Origin of the sequence: Paenibacillus sp. FSL R7-0189, from assembly GCF_037969925.1 — a bacterium.
GTDB classification, from domain to species: Bacteria; Bacillota; Bacilli; order Paenibacillales; family Paenibacillaceae; genus Paenibacillus_AQ; species Paenibacillus_AQ odorifer.
Window position 1 is genome coordinate 199958 of record NZ_CP150223.1, and the last position, 17060, is coordinate 217017.

The 17060-nt window shown below is 45.6% G+C and carries 16 protein-coding genes; 2 read left to right on the plus strand and 14 right to left on the minus strand.

From position 1 onward, the window contains the following. Positions 1-28 precede the first annotated feature (28 nt). The 3 genes from MKY63_RS01000 to nrdR form a co-directional block, all read right to left on the minus strand. Positions 29-694, minus strand: coding sequence for a sigma-70 family RNA polymerase sigma factor (locus MKY63_RS01000; RefSeq protein WP_076297505.1), 666 nt, complete (start codon positions 692-694; stop codon positions 29-31). 744 nt (positions 695-1438) lie between these two features. Continuing rightward, positions 1439-2482, minus strand: coding sequence for a tyrosine-type recombinase/integrase (locus tag MKY63_RS01005; RefSeq protein ID WP_339811246.1), 1044 nt, complete (start codon positions 2480-2482; stop codon positions 1439-1441). Between the two features lie 443 nt (positions 2483-2925). Beyond that, positions 2926-3402 (minus strand): transcriptional regulator NrdR, encoded by a 477-nt coding sequence (gene nrdR / locus MKY63_RS01010; RefSeq protein WP_036678976.1) that lies wholly within the window; start codon positions 3400-3402, stop codon positions 2926-2928. Positions 3403-3566: 164 nt separating this feature from the next. Here nrdR and MKY63_RS01015 point away from each other — a divergent pair, with 164 nt between their 5' ends. Then, on the plus strand, positions 3567-3785 hold the full coding sequence (locus MKY63_RS01015) for an alpha/beta-type small acid-soluble spore protein (RefSeq protein WP_036678974.1): 219 nt from the start codon (positions 3567-3569) through the stop codon (positions 3783-3785). Positions 3786-3869: 84 nt separating this feature from the next. On the opposite strand, the gene MKY63_RS01020 is transcribed toward MKY63_RS01015, so the two are convergent. From MKY63_RS01020 to MKY63_RS01070, 11 genes are all read right to left on the minus strand, one after another. Beyond that, positions 3870-4433 (minus strand): lytic transglycosylase domain-containing protein, encoded by a 564-nt coding sequence (locus MKY63_RS01020; protein WP_036678971.1) that lies wholly within the window; start codon positions 4431-4433, stop codon positions 3870-3872. Continuing rightward, positions 4430-5026, minus strand: coding sequence for a dephospho-CoA kinase (gene coaE, locus MKY63_RS01025; RefSeq protein WP_339811248.1), 597 nt, complete (start codon positions 5024-5026; stop codon positions 4430-4432). The genes MKY63_RS01020 and coaE overlap by 4 nt, the downstream gene beginning before the upstream one ends. Positions 5027-5035: 9 nt before the next feature. Further along, positions 5036-5782: a manganese efflux pump gene (locus MKY63_RS01030; RefSeq protein ID WP_036678965.1), complete on the minus strand. Its 747-nt coding sequence runs from the start codon at positions 5780-5782 to the stop codon at positions 5036-5038. A gap of 132 nt (positions 5783-5914) precedes the next feature. Further along, a complete protein-coding gene (gene mutM / locus MKY63_RS01035; RefSeq protein ID WP_339811250.1) occupies positions 5915-6751 on the minus strand; it encodes a DNA-formamidopyrimidine glycosylase in 837 nt (278 codons plus the stop codon). A 52-nt stretch (positions 6752-6803) separates the two neighbouring features. After that, positions 6804-9473 (minus strand): DNA polymerase I, encoded by a 2670-nt coding sequence (gene polA, locus MKY63_RS01040; RefSeq protein ID WP_036678960.1) that lies wholly within the window; start codon positions 9471-9473, stop codon positions 6804-6806. Positions 9474-9661: 188 nt separating this feature from the next. Continuing rightward, positions 9662-10321, minus strand: a complete 660-nt coding sequence (gene phoU / locus MKY63_RS01045) for a phosphate signaling complex protein PhoU (protein ID WP_036678957.1) — start codon at positions 10319-10321, stop codon at positions 9662-9664. Positions 10322-10394: 73 nt separating this feature from the next. Further along, on the minus strand, positions 10395-11150 hold the full coding sequence (gene pstB, locus MKY63_RS01050) for a phosphate ABC transporter ATP-binding protein PstB (RefSeq protein ID WP_036678954.1): 756 nt from the start codon (positions 11148-11150) through the stop codon (positions 10395-10397). Between the two features lie 198 nt (positions 11151-11348). Next, complete coding sequence (locus tag MKY63_RS01055; protein WP_036678951.1) at positions 11349-12077, minus strand: response regulator transcription factor; 729 nt, start codon at positions 12075-12077, stop codon at positions 11349-11351. Positions 12078-12187: 110 nt separating this feature from the next. Continuing rightward, complete coding sequence (locus MKY63_RS01060) at positions 12188-13984, minus strand: ATP-binding protein (RefSeq protein ID WP_036678948.1); 1797 nt, start codon at positions 13982-13984, stop codon at positions 12188-12190. Positions 13985-14162: 178 nt separating this feature from the next. Further along, complete coding sequence (locus MKY63_RS01065; RefSeq protein WP_063829788.1) at positions 14163-14549, minus strand: VOC family protein; 387 nt, start codon at positions 14547-14549, stop codon at positions 14163-14165. A gap of 161 nt (positions 14550-14710) precedes the next feature. Continuing rightward, positions 14711-16270 (minus strand): fumarate hydratase, encoded by a 1560-nt coding sequence (locus MKY63_RS01070; protein WP_036679119.1) that lies wholly within the window; start codon positions 16268-16270, stop codon positions 14711-14713. Positions 16271-16372: 102 nt separating this feature from the next. On the opposite strand from MKY63_RS01070, the gene yfbR reads away from it, so the two are divergent. Further along, positions 16373-16978, plus strand: coding sequence for a 5'-deoxynucleotidase (yfbR, locus tag MKY63_RS01075; RefSeq protein ID WP_094901415.1), 606 nt, complete (start codon positions 16373-16375; stop codon positions 16976-16978). Positions 16979-17060 lie beyond the last annotated feature (82 nt).

The following is a 17060-nucleotide window of genomic DNA, read 5'->3' on the forward strand; positions in this document are numbered from 1 at the left end:
GCGGCATCTCCTTCGTTATACTGCGCGCCTAGGCGCTTATTTTTTCGTAGCGTTCGTAATTCTCGCGGACACGTAATACCGTTGCTCGAACGGATTGGCGCGACATGCCTAGCGCACGACCGACTTCTGATTGCGAATAGTCCGCCATCAACATGCGGATGATCTGCTTAGGCTGCGGCTTTAACCTCGCGAGGAAAGTGTCCGCGTCAAGGTACGTATAGTCGTCCGAATGGCCCCGTGTATCCTTTTCCGGCAGCGCATCCGTAGACTTAATCCGTATACAACGGAGAGCCTGGCGCGCTTTATCTGCGGTAATGCTGAGTTCCTGCGCTACAACCTCCGGCTGCTCGTCCGTTAAACCTGCGGCGTTTATCTGTTTAATAAGCGGATATAACCACTCCGGTATCTTAATGCCGGTAGTCGGCCGCCGGGATAGCGCGTTTGCGATCTCACCGTATATGTGCGGAAAAGCGAATGCGCCGAACGGTACAGCCGAATCGTTATAGCGGTCGTAAGCGTTAATGAGACCGATTGAACCTTCGCTGATTGCGTCCGCTAGTGGCGTTCGTGTAGTGGCGCACTGCGAGCGAAAATGGCGATTGACGACCGTATCGACTAGCGGCAAATTATCGGTAATGAAGTCGGCGCGTGATAGCGGACCGAGTAACGGGTTATCGGGAAATCTAGCGTTCATGAGCGTTGATACCTCCGTGTGTGAAATAGTACAAATTTTATGCGCGGATTGAGTGTTAAGCGTACGGCGAATAAATAAGTTATTGACATCGCGGGTAGCTTGTGTTATTTTATTAAATCTTTTAAAGACTTTAAGATCTTAAAAGCTTTTAAATTACTTATTCACTTACGTTCATAAGTAATTCGGACCGGATAAAAGGCAATCCGTCCCGATATATCAGGAATAGCGCGGATTAAGCCTTGTATTACACATAGTTAACTGCGCCGATCTTAAAATATAAAAGATAAAACACGTCCGATGCGCCCCGCCGCCGCGATCCTATCCGTACCCTCCGCTCGCCCTCCGTCAATCTTCCGTAGAATCACCGTTGATTTAGGCGTTTTGATAGCGTGAGGGTAGACTTATCACTCCCGCATATCTCAACCGCTAATTTCACGGTGATTTAACGGTGATACGTAAGGCGGCGATTTGCAGCGTTATTTGATCGTGAAGGATGCGGATGTGAGGTGTGCTAGGGTTAGAGTTTGTGTGAAATAGTACAAAAAATAACCGTTTACTTCGCGCCATTTGTACGCTCTCTTCCGCTTACACTAATAAAGCCGACACCCGAATTAATACCGCACACTTTTGCGTAAAATAATTCCCGTGTGCCTTATACGTAGATATCCGCAATGACTTAAGGCTCCCGCACCATCTCCGTAAAATAAAAAAAAACGCCGACCTTCGAAGAGATCGACGTTATGTCTAGCGTATTATTTTACGAGGCCGCTCGGACTTACCGATAACGGCGTTAATTGGCGAAAATTCATCGTGATTCTTTTTAACGTTCTTATCCGATAAATGCGTATAGTGATTCGTCATTCGTCCGTCAGCATGTCCAAGTATAACCTGCAGATGACGCTCTGATCCGCCTTCCTCAAGGAATAGCGTAGCGCCAGAGTGCCGAAGTAAATGCGGATATACCCGTTTCTTTATGCCCGCACGATCGGCGTATTTCTTCAATTGATGTCGGAAATGGTTCGGCTGCATCCGCTCACCATAGTTCGTAAGAAAGATATGCTCGCTATCAAACTCCGTAGTCTCACGTATCAACTCCGCGATCAACTTCGCCGTCCGCTTCGTAATAGGAACGATGCGCGGCTTGCGTGTCTTCGTTACCTCTCTACGTAATGACGCGTAACATGCTGTTAAATCAACGTCTTCTTTACGTAAACTCAACGCTTCATCTATGCGCAGCATTCCGTCGATTAACAGGTTAAGCACAACATAATCGCGGAAGTCACTATACTTGCGTTGGTTCGGCGCATTCAATAGTGCGCGCAATTCATCCGCTGCAAGAACGTCAATTTCACGTCCGATATCCTGCACGTTCTTTAAATACATAAAAGGATCGGAGTCGATAACGTCCTCTTCGTGGAGAAACTTAAACATCGTTTTTAAATTCTTAACGCGCGTGTTTATAGCTTTCGGCAATAATCCGACCGTCCGAACGGAATCCGGTACGTTACAATTATCGCTAAATCGCGTCTTTTCATCGCGCAACCATATAATATACTCGCGCCCTGTCTCTACCGTAACATTACGAATATCGCGAACGATCTTACGCATGTCCAAGAATTCGCAAAAGCTCGCGTAGTTTTGCTCGTAAGTCTTGAGCGTATTAACTGCGCGCCCCTCCGACTTCTTCGCCTGGTAATAGTAATCAAATAAGTAGTCGAGTGAGTAGCGTAGGCGATCGGATGTCCTATCGCTTTTCCTCGCGCGACCTTTACTTTTATCTCCGCTCAAACTAAAAAACCCCTCCCGTATTATTACGGAAAAGAGCCGATTGTATAACGCATATCATCGTTTTCTTGGAGCGCATATCTGCGTATGTCACCGCATAGTCAACGTTACAGTCACCGTACAAATAACGGAGTAATTTGCGGGATTTTGCCGATAGCGCTGCCAGCGATGCGCTCTCCCAGCTGAGCTATGGCCCCAAACTGAAATTTCAGATGTATGTAATCACACATTTTTAAATTTTAGTTTGGTCGTAATTGAGTTGTTCCGATAAACTCAAGCGTCGTAGGCGACTTCTATATAATATAAAAAATCGCCCTCTATGTCAACACTTTTTTAAATTCATTTTTCCACTCAAATTCCCCGCTGAGAACTTAGAGGAAACAAACCAGTAGAAGCACTCCTAGCAGACCCTAGGACTGGCTGTAACGCCCTAACTGGGCAAAACCCTATAATCCCTCTAATTCTCCCGTACTCTTGGACAGCAGCCCCTTGAGTTCCTTCATGAACATGTTAATATCCTTGAACTGGCGATATACGGACGCAAAACGAACGTAAGCCACTTCATCAACTGGGTAGAGCTGCTCCATCACGAATTCACCAATCTGTTGGCTTTCCACTTCCGCAACGGCGATGCCGCGCAAAGATTTCTCAACCTCGGACACGATCTTTTCTAGACGTTCCACAGAAACCGGCCGTTTCTCACAAGCACGGATAAGACCGCGGAGTATTTTATCACGACTGAATTCCTCACGGCTGCCGTCTTTTTTAATTACAATCAGTGGCGTCTCTTCAATCATTTCAAAAGTAGTGAAACGTTTGCTGCAACGCTCACATTCACGCCTACGACGGATTGACTTATTTTCATTCGCTGGTCGCGAGTCCAGCACTTTAGTATTTGTGTGATCGCAGTAAGGGCATTTCATAAGCTTCATCACTTCCTATTACATAATGGTATTGGTCCCGGAATGTTATAAATCCGGCTTTTGAACGGCTTTTTTATTATTTCCAGAAATCACCGTTTTTTTCTTGTAATGATAATGGCAAGTCCGGCACATAATACAGTTACCAACAGAGGAGGTGAACAGCAATGAGCCAAAGCAACAACTCCAATAACCTTGTAGCTCCAAATTCCCGCGGTGCCTTGGAACAACTTAAATACGAAGTTGCCCAAGAACTAGGAATCACGCTTTCCCCAGATGGTTACCAAGGCAATAAAACTTCTTATGAAAATGGTTCGATCGGTGGTTACATCACTAAACGTCTTGTAACCCTGGCAGAACAACAACTGGCAGGTCAATACAAATAACCTGACCAACATAAGCTTTTTGAAGAAGTATTAAACGACCTACAAGTCGTTTAATACTTCTTTTTATACATAACACGGCAGAAATTAAAATTCTTTGTAAATGTCCGTGTACTGATCATAGTAATAATTAACGCGCTGTACATAATGCCTGGTTTCACCAATGGGAATATCTTTAATGGTTGCATCTGTCCCATCCCAGATCCCTTCATCCAACCAGCGTTGAACTTTTCCGGGCCCAGCATTATAAGCTGCGATAATTGCTGTACGTTTACCTTCGAACTGACGGGATAAAGTTGAAAGATACCATGTACCCAGTTCAATATTAGCCGAAGGCTCATGCTTGAGTTCTTCCATAGATACGTTTGGAAGCTTGGCCTTTTCCAGCGCCCACTTCGCGGTATCCGGCATAAGCTGCATCAGCCCTAGTGCGCCTTTTTTGGATTCTCGTCCAGTTTTAAAGTTCGTTTCTACACGAATAATCGCGGTTACAAGAAACGGGTCTATCTCATAAGTGATGCTGTGCTTGCGAATCTCGTCTTTAAAATGGATGGGATAAAACCACGACATCCAGTTTGTACTCAGAAACAATATTGCCGTAAAACCAACAAATAGCAGAAGCAGTACTCTTTTTTTACGTAACCATTTCATGATAAACCCAGCCTGTCCCAAAAAACAGCAACCTGTTGCTCAGTGTACGCAAGATCGCCACTGTTGTCGATGATGTAGTCCGCTTTATTACGTTTCTGTTCAATATCCATCTGTGCATTCAATCGCGCTTCTGCTTCTTCTAAAGAGAGCCTATTACGTTCCATTAATCGAGCAATTTGCACTTCACGGGGAACGTAGACTACTACAATCTCATGGAACAGGGATTCAAGCCCTGATTCAAAAAGAAGCGGAATATCCACAATAATAAGCCGCTTCGGCTCTTCCTGCTCCATGCTGTACATACGATTTTTGATTTCCTGCCGGATGGCAGGATGCGTCAAATTGTTCAAGGTTTGCAGGGCCACCGGATCTTGAAAGACGATTTCACCTAATTTGGCCCTATTCAGTGTTCCATCCGAAAAAAGGATCTCTTTTCCAAATTGCTTAGCAGCAGCAGCCAACACTTCATGCCCGGGAAGCATAACTTCTCTGGCGATCACATCGGCATCAACCAGCCTCGCTCCCTTGTTCACAAGCAGTGCAGACACTGTGCTTTTTCCGGATGCGATTCCTCCGGTTAAGCCTATAATCATGTACTCACCTCATAATAGCTTCAGTATTCCCATTGCAATTAATAATAACGCTGGTAATGCGGCAGCATGCTTCATCCAGTAGTTCCCGGCAAATCTAAGTCCAGTCTTCATACCCAGTAATAGAAATGTACCACTAAATAAAGCTATTGTAAGTGATGTCCATATCGGATTGAAGCCAAGCAGCGCTGCGCCAAGTCCAGCCCCAAAAGCATCCAGAGAGAGCGCAATCCCAAGTATCATCGCCTCCATCGAAGAGATGCTTCCTGAGGCATCCATATCCGCAGAAGACGGGGTACGCAAGATCTGCACTACAATCCCCAAACGGCGTAGCTCAAGCGAAAAAACAGCTGATTTCAACGGTTCATCATTCATAACAGGTTCTGTACCCGCTTCAGAATCAGCAGCTACCTCTGCCCAAGCCTGCTCGGAAAATGAGCCCTCATCTACCGTTTCAGCTTTACGTCCGCCATCTGCATCTTTCTCTTTTTGCATCAGCATCTGAACAAGTGACCAGCACCCCATTAGCACAAGTATAACCGCACCAACCATAGAAGCTGCATTCGGAGACACTACCTTGGCAAGCAAAACCCCAACCTGCATCGATACACAGATAACTACCCCCGAACAGAGCGAGATAATCAGAACGGAGAGCAGTGGTATTTTCATTTTACGCAGCCCATATGTAATTCCTACACCAAAACCGTCCAAACTCAAGGCAAACGCTAGCAATAGCAGTGAAAATAATGGGCTGAGCACCCGCAATCCCTCCTGTGAAGAACCGGCAAACTGAAAAGTTTATCGTTTCAGCTTCCGTTCTCTATTAAGCATTCTTCACACAGTATATGGGCGGGACAAGTAGTGGGTGCCAACCTTATTATTTCAACAAATTCAGTTAACAGTCGGGCGCTGGCAATTTGGACAATAATGCGTGCCACGACCGCCTACAACCGTCTTCTCAATCATCGTTCCACAGTTACTACACGGCTGATCCTTACGACCGTAAATCAATAGCTGCTGCTGATACGTACCGCTCTCACCTTGGCCATTAACATATGACTTAACAGATGAACCTCCGGCGTTAACCGCTTCGGCCAGCGTGCTTACAATGGCATGATGCAGCTTGTCCAATTGATTGTCCGTGAGCGATTTGGCGCTGTCTTCAGGATGGATGCCCGCACGGTGCAACGACTCATCTACATAAATATTGCCGATGCCGACGATATATTCCTGATTAAGCAGCAGCGATTTAATTTTGGTGCTTTTACCTGACACGATCTGCTTAAACCTCTCCGGTGTAAAAGAAGGCTCCAGCGGCTCCTGCCCCAGCTTGTTTAAAGGCGGCAGCTGAAGATCTTCTCCCATCTGAAAAAGATGCATCGTACCGAACTGGCGAACATCCGTGTAACGCAGCTCAGTTCCATCCGTAAAATGAAAAATCACATGTGTATGCTTGTCCAGTGGGTCATCATTTAAAAAAAGTCCGTAACGGCCTTCCATCCGCAAGTGTGACACAAGCACCAGACCATCCAGAACAATACGCAAAAACTTTCCTCTTCGTTCAACTTTAACAATGCTATGACCTGCCAGCAGGTGGGCAAAAGCCTGAATATCATCCGGACGCTGAATAATCCGCGCCAACCGGACGGTTACATTCTCTATCTGCTTTCCATTAACTAACTCATTAAGTGTTCTCTTGACTGTCTCTACTTCCGGTAATTCCGGCATGATGTCTTCACCTCAACTACATTATAGCTGATATGCACACCTTAAAGGGAGTCTATTTCGCCTCGTACCAGTTACTTCCAAAGCTGACCTCTGCCTTAAGTGGCACAGATAACTTCAGTGCTCCACCCATTACTTCCGGCAAAAGCGTCTTCATAAGCTCCATTTCATCCTCTGGCACCTCGAATACAAGCTCATCGTGTACTTGAAGCAGCATACGGCTCTTAAGCCCACGATCAAATAATGCCTTGTCCATATGCACCATCGCCAGCTTGATAATATCCGCTGCTGTTCCCTGTATAGGTGTATTCATTGCTGTCCGCTCCGCAAAAGAGCGCAGATTAAAGTTCTTCGCATTAATCTCCGGCAGATAACGGCGACGTTCAAGCAATGTGGTCACATAACCATACTTCCGTGCCTCCACTACGATATCGTCCATATAGCGGCGCACACCCTGATATACCTCGAAATACTGCTCAATAAATTGAGCGGCTTCCTTACGCGGAATATTCAAATTCTGCGAGAGGCCGTAATCACTGATCCCGTAGACGATCCCGAAGTTTACGGCTTTTGCGGCACGGCGCATATTGCTGTCCACCTGTTCCGCGGTCACACCGAACACATCCATCGCTGTCTTCGTGTGAATATCCATATCATGCAGAAAAGCTTCCTTCATCCGCTCATCACCTGAAATATGCGCAAGCACACGCAGTTCGATCTGCGAATAGTCGGCTGCCAGGATGGACCAGCCCGGTTCGGACGGAACGAATACCTTGCGGATTTTGCGTCCTTCCTCTAGACGAATCGGGATATTCTGCAAGTTCGGGAATTGGCTGCTAAGCCGTCCTGTAGCGGCAATCGTCTGCCGGTAGAATGTATGCACCTTCCCTGTGTTCGGGGAAATTTCTTTAAGCAGCCCCTCTACGTAGGTAGATTGAAGCTTCGCAATTGTGCGATATTGCAAAATCAAACGCACCACATCGTGGTATGGCGCAAGTTTCTCAAGCACTTCGGCATCCGTGGAATAACCCGTCTTCGTCTTCTTGACGACAGGCAGACCTAGCTTTACAAACAAGATTTCACCCAGCTGCTTTGGTGAGTTCAAATTAAACTCAGTGCCACAAATCTCGTATATTTCACTGACCAATTTGGAAATTTGCGCCTCGAATTCTTTTCCAAGCTCTTTAAGATCACCAGCATTGACTGCAATCCCCTGTTTCTCCATATCCGCCAAAATCCGTGACAAAGGCATTTCCAGATCCTCGAATAGCCCTGTCATCGCGGTCTCCACCAGCTCCTGCTGTTGCTTCTGTGCGATTCCAAGAACCGTTGCACTCTTTCGTGCAACGTGATTTCCTAAGACTTCAAGCTCAGGGATTTTGTATTTGGCACCTTTACCAAATACCTCTTCATCAGGAGAGAGCCGCGGCAAGCCGTATTTAGCAGTGAGATCGTTTAGATTCTGATTAGCCTCCGTAGGATCAAGCAAATAAGCCGCCAGCTGCACATCATGGGCTGCACCTGCAAAAGCAATTCCCTGCCAGTGTAGAGCCAAATCAGCGCGGTGAAGATCATATCCACTTTTCGGAGCCTTTTCATCTCCTAGCCAATCACGCAGCTTCGCAGCAGCCGGTTTATGCAGTAATTCAAACGGCACATAGTAATGCCGCTCCAGAGAGGACAATCCTATTCCGATTACCTCGGCACGATGCGGATTATCTCCATTCGATTCCACATGCAGCGCCGAAATGCCAGCCAGGGCTTCACTTAGCCCCTTAAGTTCTTCTTCACTTACGATCGTAATATCAAGTGCAGCTGCTTCTACTTCAGCAGCACTTTCCTCTCCCTCGGCAACAGGAGCATAAGCACTAAGAGACAAACGTTCCAACAGTGATTTAAATTCCAGCTTGGCAAGCGCTGGGCCGGCTGTATCCGCTAAAATTCCATTAAAGACCATGTCTTCCCACGAATGCTCAAGCGGCACTTCGCGATAGATGGTCGCTAATTTTTTACTCATTACCGCATCTTCCGCATGGGTTTCCAGTTTTTCTTTCATTTTACCCTTTAGCTCACCGGTTCCAGCTAAGACACCTTCCACCGATCCAAATTGATGCAGCAGCTTCAAAGCTGTCTTCTCACCTACGCCGGGTACTCCCGGGATGTTGTCACTCGCATCGCCCATCAGCCCTTTAAGATCAATGATCTGCTCTGGGGTTAGGTCATATTTCTCCCGGATTTGTTCCGGCCCATAAAGCTCAACTTCAGTGACCCCTTTGCGGATTAAAGCAACGGTCGTATGCTCAGAGGCCAGCTGCAACATATCCTTGTCTCCCGACACGATCATAACCTGCCGTCCCGCTTCATCCGCCTGGCGCGAAATGGTGCCAATAATATCATCAGCCTCATAATTGCCAATTTCAAACTGCGGTACACCTAAATTAGTCAGCAATTCCTTCAGCAATGGGAACTGCTCGGAGAGCTCGGGCGGTGTTTTTTGCCGGCCGCCCTTATAATCCTGATAACCTTCATGCCGAAAAGTAACTTTCCCTGCATCGAAAGCGACAATCATATGTGTCGGTTTATGTTCTTCAATTAATCGAAGCAGCATCGTTGTAAATCCGTACACCGCATTTGTCTGTTGCCCTGCTGTATTCGTCAGCGGGGGCATCGCAAAAAAAGCACGGTAAATAATATTGTTTCCATCTATAAGTATCAACTTGTCCATAGTGCACCTCGCCTTTTCATGCTTACTCCTTACATCTTACCATATGCCCTCTACAAGTAGAAACGGCTTTACCAACCTAAACAGTGGGATAAGCTGATATGTTAAGGATATACAACAAGTAGCCGCCCTTTTAAAAGGGCGGCTACTTAGTTTAACTAAAGATATAACAAAAGATGTGTAAGTACAAATTACTGATTCAAGTCCGGACGGCTGCCTGTGACCAGATAAACAACACTCTCACCAATGTTAGTCGCATGATCGGCAATCCGTTCAATATAACGGCCTACCAGCGTTAATAACATAGCTTGGGACACAGAATCCGGTTTTGCCACCATATAACTATATAGCTCATTGATCATCGAACCATATAATTGATCGACCTGATCATCATCTTGTGCCATTCTATAAGCCAGATCAGTGTTCTCATCCAGATAAGACTGGATAGCCTCATCAATCATGGTCGTCACAATTTCCGCCATACGTGGAATGTCTACAAGCGGCTTGATCAGCTGCTGTCCATGGATGCGCATAGTTGCTTTCGCAACATCAATAGCCAAGTCACCCATACGTTCCAAATCGCTAGATATTTTGAAAGCAACGATAATGCGGCGCAAATCTTTTGCTACAGGCTGCTGCGTAATAATTAGCCGTGAGCCAATTTCCATGATTTTATCTTCCATGGCATTCAGCTGCAAATCTGCTTTAATGATTTCCTGAGCGCGCACAGTATCAAGATTCTGTAAAGCAACAATTGCTCCACCAAGAGCATCTATTACATGTTCACCCATCTGCTGCAGCAGACTGCGCAGCTCTTCCAAATCTTTATCAAATTCTTTTCTGCGAATCATAGTAAGAGCGATCCTCCTCATTAATGTATGGTCAGCTTGCCATTTCCAAGGACGAGCGCCCTTGTAGCCCGTATCAGCCGAAACGTCCAGAAATATAATCTTCGGTGCGGGAATCCTTAGGAGTCGAGAACAACACCTCTGTATCCGCCGCCTCTACAATTACACCATTCAAGAAAAACACGGTTCGACCAGATACACGTGCCGCCTGATGCATGTTATGAGTAACCATAACGATTGTATACTTACTTCTTAATTCCTGTACAAGCTCCTCTATCTTGAGCGTAGACACAGGATCCAGTGCAGACGTTGCTTCATCCATGAGCAGGATATCCGGCTGAACTGCCAAAGCTCGGGCAATACACAGCCGTTGCTGCTGTCCGCCGGACAAGCTAAGGGCAGATTTTTTCAGAAAATCTTTAACTTCCTCCCACAGCGCGGAATGACGCAGACTTTGCTCTACAATCTCATCCAGTTCGCTCTTTGAACGAATGCCATGCAGGCGAGGACCGTAAGCTACATTGTCGTAAATCGACTTTGGAAAAGGATTTGGCTGTTGGAATACCATGCCGACCTGTTTACGCAGGCTTTCTACCTCTACCTCGTCACTATAAATATTTTTGCCACCGATGTTTACAGTTCCTTCAATACGTGTACCAGGAATCATATCATTCATACGATTCAGCGTGCGCAACAGAGTGGATTTTCCGCAACCGGAAGGTCCGATAAAAGCAGTAACCTGTTTCTCCGGAATTTGCAGATTCACATTCTTCAGTGCGTGAAATGACTCATAGTAGAGATCAAGTTTCTCTATGTCAATGATGGATTTCATTAGTATTTACGTCTCCTTCTCATCATCTTCGTTCTCCATAATAAGCTTTTAATGTAAATACAGTTGGAGAGAAATGTTAACGCAATGTAAAATTGGTGAAGATGAATTAGTCCACGTGATAGTATTCCCTACAATTCGGCGTGTAATCTCACCTGAATCTTGTTTATGAACGGGATAAAGAAGAAAACTCCTGTCATGCTAAATGACCGGAGCTCTCTTTTTGTTAACAACTAATTTATAACCTACACCTCGAATGGAATCGATATGAACGGATTCTGGATCTAGCTCAAGCTTTTTACGGAGTGAACTTACATGCACATCAACTGTACGCTGTCCACCAATATAATCAAAGCCCCAAACAGCGTTCATAAGATCATCTCTTGTCAGCACTACCCCGGGTTTACGGGCCAAATATAACAATACCTCGAACTCTTTAGGTCGAAGGTTGATGCTATGTCCTCCTAAGGAAACTTCATACCGCTCAGGATAGATTTCTAGTTGTCCCAGAATGATCGTTGAAGCAGATATAGGTGTCTCTTGTGGAGCCTCCTCAGCAAGGCCGGAAATCCGCCGTAATACAGCGCTCACTCTTGCAAGCAATTCGGATACTCCAAAAGGTTTGGTTATATAATCATCAGCACCGGATTTCAGCCCTCTAACCACATCTTCTTCAGCATTTTTAGCAGTCAATACGATAATAGGTGTGCGGATACCTTGTCCACGCAATTTATCAAGGATGTCAATGCCATTCATTCCTGGCAGCATCAGATCCAATACGATCAAGTCAAAAGGTTCCCTCGTCGCACGATCATATCCTGCCGTTCCATGATCCTCTACCGTCACCTCGTAACCTTCCTGCGTTAAGTTATAGGACAGCAGCCGGGCTAGTGTCGGTTCGTCTTCAATGACAAGCAATCGTTGAGCCATAGGTTCCCCCGTCTTCCATATAGTTTGATTTTTTACAAAACAGCAACAAAACCATCATATCACCGTAATGTTAACTTAGTGTAAAATTGAAAAAGTGAATTTACAAAAATCTAATCGGTCTTTTCTTCCTGCAGCAAAGGCAATTCAATCACAAAGGAACTGCCGATTCCCAGATCACTTTCAACTGAAATCACTCCATGGTGCATATCTACCAAATGCTTCACAATAGACAGCCCCAATCCCGTTCCACCGGAGCTTCTGGATCTTGCCTTATCCACACGGTAAAAACGTTCAAAAATACGCGGCAGATCTTTTTTAGGAATCCCCATACCCGTATCGCTAACAGTAAATTGAACATTTTCGGAGCCGTCTGGTTTCAGTAGACTCTTAACGTAGACCTTTACGTTTCCGCCTTCATGTGTGTAATTAATCGCATTAGAGAAAAGATTCATAAAGATTTGACGCAGCTTATCCTCATCCGCCTCAATGAACAGCTCCTCAGGAACCTCTACATTAAGACTAATGTTTTTCTTCTCAGCGACTTTACTGATGGTTCCCAGCACGGAATCAAAGAATTCAATGATATGAACCGGTGAGCAATCGAGCTGCACCCGTTTAGATTCGATTTTAGATAATTCCAGAATATCTCCAATCAAGCGATTTAAACGCTCATTCTCATCATATATAATTTGCAGGAAGGATCTCGCCGTCTTCTCATCTTTAACTCCGCCTCCCAGTAAGGTCTCGGCAAACCCTTTGACCGCTGCAACCGGAGTCTTTAGTTCATGCGATACGTTAGCGACAAATTCACTGCGCATCCGCTCCAAACGGCGAATTTCCGTAACCTCTTGCAATAGGAAAAGCATACCTCTGTACGTACCATCCTGGATCATCGGAACCGCGTCCATCCGTACAATTCGCTCTCTTGGGTTATAAATACTTCGCTCTTCATGAATCGGCTCCCGGCTTAATACCCCTTCTTCAAGCAGACGGGTTAGCTCATAATGCCGTTTTAACTCTTTGTACGAATGACCCGCCATTTCACTGTTGCTGACATCAAGCATTCGCTCTGAAGCCCGATTGAGCAGCGCAATCTCTTCTTCAGCATTGATCATTATGATGCCGCCAGTCATATTATCCAGCACGCTTTGCAGCAGATCCTCATTATCACGAATCGTCTTGAGCTGGTCTTGAAGACTGTCTGCCATCGCATTAATCGCTGTAGCCAGCTGTCCAACTTCATCTTTACGCTTCAAATGAACTCTGGCATCATAATCCAGATCGGTAATCCGCCGGGCGACTCTTGTGATTTGCTCCAGTGGGGAAGTCATGCTTGAAGCTACTTTATAGCTCACAATCGTTGCTGACAAGAACAAGATAATTAGACCTGCAGCCATAATCATCCATGCATGCTTAAGACCTTGCGTTACAGCATCAAGTCCCATTGAGACCCGAATATAGCCGTCAAATCCCTGATCTGAAGTTACCTTTCCAGCCACATATAACATCTCATGCTTTAGAGTTTCGCTGTAACGGATTGCCCGTCCAGTTCCCTCTTTCGCAGCCCCTATCTCTTCTTCACGATTAGAGTGGTTGTCCATTTCCAAGGGGTTTTTCTCAGAATCGCCAATTACTTTACCCGACTTTGTAATAAACGTTATCCGAGAATCTAAAAGTTTAGAAATATGCTCCGCCTGTTCAGTGTAATACGGGATCGCATTCGAAGAATTCATATCTACAAATTCCAGTGTGCCTGAGAGCAAGCTTATTTCCCGGGACATATTCTCTTCCAGAGCAGTTATATGGGAGCTCTTAAACAGATGCGCCATCGTAAATCCAGTACCAATCATGGAAATACCGATTAAGGCCATAAGTATAAACGTAAGACGAGCGCGAAACGGTTTCATCTGAGATTTGCCTCTCCCTTTATCATTGTATCTTTTATCCTAACTTCATTTTCTCCAAAATACCAGTACGACTATGACCGTGACATAAGCCCCCCAGAGTAGATTATATAAAAATAACAGCCCGAGTTGATTAACTCTGGACTGTTACTTTGTATTACTTTTGTAAAAACACATGAGTTTATTCTGTACGGGTGGCAAGAAACCACTGATTACCCTGACGGTCTCTAACCCCTGCTCCTCTTTCTCCATAGGACTTATCCAGTGGTTCTTCAATAATAGAGGCCCCGGCATTCAGGCACTTGCGGTAGGTCTCATCAACATTTCTTACATAAAGATGAATGGCAAGCTGTACCGGTAAATACTTTTCATTCGCTTCGGAAACCTCAATGATGGAATCACCGATTCTGACCTCGGCATGCCTAATCCTACCCTCATCGTTTCGCAGCATATCAATAATTTTGGCATCAAAGCAGTGCACAACAAAATCTATCAATTGGTCTGCATCTTCCGCAATAAAATACGGCGTAACGTTAAGAAACCCATTTCTAATATAATGTGGTGCCATTCGTTGTCCTCCTTTAGACAGGCAAAAACGCCTTCGGCGTTCCTTAAGGATAATTTATAGTCTGGACATATAAATCCTTATAATTTGATTAAAACCCATGGAAAAGCCATTCAGAGAATAATCTGCCCTCCTCATGACTTATCCACCGGTTGTAACCCCATTTATTTAAACACTGGCTCCTTGAATTGAGTCAATTTAGCTGCAGAATCTTTTTCCACATCCGCATGCAGACTGTTGCCGTGAGCATCCATCGTCACAATCGCTGCAAAACCCTCCACATCGAGATGCCACATCGCCTCAGGAATACCAAATTCCATAAAATCAACAGCGTTGACCTTCTTGATGCACTCTGCATAATACTGGGCGGCTCCACCAATCGCATTGAGGTATACCCCGCCGTGCTCCTGTAAGGCTTTTAACGTTTTTGGACCCATACCACCTTTTCCGATGACTGCACGGATTCCAAATTTTTTGATGATATCGCCTTGATAAGGCTCTTCACGAATGCTCGTAGTTGGGCCCGCAGCTTTTACATGCCAGCCTTCCTCATCTTTCATCATCACAGGACCACAATGATAAATCACAGCCCCTTCCAGATCTACCGGAGACTCATGATCCATTAAATATTTGTGCAAAGCATCACGGCCTGTATGCATTTCACCGGATAAAATAACCACGTCTCCAACACGCAGACTACGGATATCCTCTTCACTTATCGGCGTTGTAAGACGTACTTCCCGCGACTCAGAGGCTGGGCTGTTAGCTCCCTCAGCAATTACCGCTTCAGATTCATGTGCCCCTTCATCATCTACAGATATCCCTGTACCACTCTCATACAACCAATCCTCTATATTGCCTGTTGATGGATCAACCAGCACCCCTTGGCGGCGGAAGGCCCAACAGTTATAAGCAACGGATACGAAAAAGCTAGCTGGCAGACGATTCATAACGCCAATCTTACAGCCCAGCAGCGATACCTCACCACCAAAACCCATCGTGCCAATTCCAAGCTTGTTAGCATTCTCCATAATATAGTCTTCCAGCTTGCTAAGGTCTTCTATCGGATTAACATCCTCCACTTTTCGGAACAACTGCTTCTTAGCCAGCTCGTAGCCAGTCGTACGGTCACCGCCGATACCCACGCCAATAAAACCGGCACTACAGCCTTGTCCCTGCGCCTGATATACCGCGTGTAAAATACATTTACGGATTCCGTCCAGATCCCGACCCGCTTTGCCGAGTCCTTCTAATTCTGCCGGGAGACTGTATTGAATATTTTTATTCTCGCAGCCTCCACCCTTCAGAATAAGTCTAACGTCTATTTTATCCTCTTCCCATTGTTCGAAATGAATGACTGGTGTGCCTGCACCCAAGTTATCTCCGCTATTCTCACCTGTTAATGAATCTACAGAATTGGGACGAAGTTTACCATTCTTGGTCGCTCGTACAATGGCATTATGAATATCTTTTTTCATCTCAATCTGATTGATTCCCACAGGGGTGTGAATGATAAATGTAGGCATTCCCGTATCCTGACAGATCGGAGACACTTGCTGCTCAGCCATTCCGATATTTTGTGCAATCGTGGTTAAAGCAAGACCGGACCGGGTAGCCCTGTCTTCCAGCGCGCGACCTTTTGCAACTGCCCGGCGTACATCTCCCGGCAAATTCGTGGAAGTTTCTACGATAAGGTTATAAATACTGTCTTCAAAATGCTGCATCTTCATTCAAGCTCCTCTCGGCAGTTCCAGGTTATCTAAAGTTTGATACAATTAGTATAATAATATCATACCTAGCACCGCATGAAAGGGGTTACTTTAAAATTGAGCTACCATTTTTCTGCCTATCTATATCGTCTTCAGTATATTCAGCGCTGGAGCTTGATGCGCAGCACCGCACCGGAGAACGTCGCTGAGCATTCTTTTCATGTTGCATTGCTCACACATATGCTCTGTTCCATTGGTAATGTACATTTCGGGCGTTCATTAAACGCGGAACGAGCAGCAACCATAGCTCTTTTCCATGATGCCAGCGAAGTATTCACAGGCGACATTGCCACGCCGGTAAAATACAACAATCCTCGCTTGCTCACCAGCTTCCGCGAAATGGAAAAAGTTGCGGCTGATCGCTTAACTGGAATGATTCCATCAGAGCTAAAAAGCATCTACACTCAGCTCATACGACCGGAAGACAGCCCTCCCGATTCGGAGGACATTCTGCTGCACAGCTATGTGAAAGCCGCTGATCGGCTGGATGCTTATTTGAAATGCGTATGGGAGGTTGCTGCAGGCAACCGAGAATTTGCCGCCGCGAAGGAGCAGACAGCAGCAAAACTTCGTGGGCTTGGCCTGCAGGAAGTGGATTATTTTCTGACTCATATGGCACCGAGCTTCGAAATGTCTCTCGATGAGCTCTCTGCCGGAAACTAAACACCATCTACACAATAGAAAAAAGGACCTCCGCATGAATCTCGCAGGGGTCCCTTTAGTGATTAATAATAAAAATACAAGC

Coding starts and splice junctions, on each gene's coding strand:
- MKY63_RS01000 (WP_076297505.1), bottom strand. CDS start 694: ATGAACGCTAGATTTCCCGATAACCCGTTACTCGGTCCGCTATCACGC.
- nrdR (WP_036678976.1), bottom strand. CDS start 3,402: ATGAAATGCCCTTACTGCGATCACACAAATACTAAAGTGCTGGACTCG.
- MKY63_RS01015 (WP_036678974.1), top strand. CDS start 3,567: ATGAGCCAAAGCAACAACTCCAATAACCTTGTAGCTCCAAATTCCCGC.
- MKY63_RS01020 (WP_036678971.1), bottom strand. CDS start 4,433: ATGAAATGGTTACGTAAAAAAAGAGTACTGCTTCTGCTATTTGTTGGT.
- coaE (WP_339811248.1), bottom strand. CDS start 5,026: ATGATTATAGGCTTAACCGGAGGAATCGCATCCGGAAAAAGCACAGTG.
- mutM (WP_339811250.1), bottom strand. CDS start 6,751: ATGCCGGAATTACCGGAAGTAGAGACAGTCAAGAGAACACTTAATGAG.
- polA (WP_036678960.1), bottom strand. CDS start 9,473: ATGGACAAGTTGATACTTATAGATGGAAACAATATTATTTACCGTGCT.
- phoU (WP_036678957.1), bottom strand. CDS start 10,321: ATGATTCGCAGAAAAGAATTTGATAAAGATTTGGAAGAGCTGCGCAGT.
- pstB (WP_036678954.1), bottom strand. CDS start 11,150: ATGAAATCCATCATTGACATAGAGAAACTTGATCTCTACTATGAGTCA.
- MKY63_RS01055 (WP_036678951.1), bottom strand. CDS start 12,077: ATGGCTCAACGATTGCTTGTCATTGAAGACGAACCGACACTAGCCCGG.
- MKY63_RS01060 (WP_036678948.1), bottom strand. CDS start 13,984: ATGAAACCGTTTCGCGCTCGTCTTACGTTTATACTTATGGCCTTAATC.
- MKY63_RS01065 (WP_063829788.1), bottom strand. CDS start 14,549: ATGGCACCACATTATATTAGAAATGGGTTTCTTAACGTTACGCCGTAT.
- MKY63_RS01070 (WP_036679119.1), bottom strand. CDS start 16,270: ATGCAGCATTTTGAAGACAGTATTTATAACCTTATCGTAGAAACTTCC.